The sequence below is a fragment of the Pseudomonas sp. 24 E 13 genome, from assembly GCF_900004715.1.
GTDB classification, from domain to species: Bacteria; Pseudomonadota; Gammaproteobacteria; order Pseudomonadales; family Pseudomonadaceae; genus Aquipseudomonas; species Aquipseudomonas orientalis_A.
Genome location: NZ_CVTO01000043.1, coordinates 1 through 243 on the forward strand (window position 1 = coordinate 1; position 243 = coordinate 243).

Consider the following 243-nt stretch of genomic DNA (forward strand, 5'->3'; position numbering starts at 1 on the left):
GGCCGATTTCCTGGCCCAACATCCCGTGGACTGCCTGAAGATCGCCCCTTCGCATTTGCGTGGCCTGTTGGCGCTGGACGATGCCCGGCGGGTACTGCCGCGGCAGTTGCTGATCCTGGGCGGTGAAGGCTTCGATGCGGCGCTGTTCGCGCGCATCCGCGAACTGGCGCCGCAGTTGCGCGTGTTCAACCACTACGGCCCGTCGGAAACCACCATCGGTGTGGTCTGTGGCGAGGTGACGGA

Annotated in this window: 1 protein-coding gene; it reads left to right on the plus strand. The window is 65.8% G+C overall.

Annotation, left to right across the window (positions count from 1 at the left end; genetic code table 11):
- Positions 1–243, plus strand: a 243-nt coding sequence (locus BFP90_RS01645; protein ID WP_141688895.1) for an AMP-binding protein, incomplete at both ends; no start/stop codon positions are given.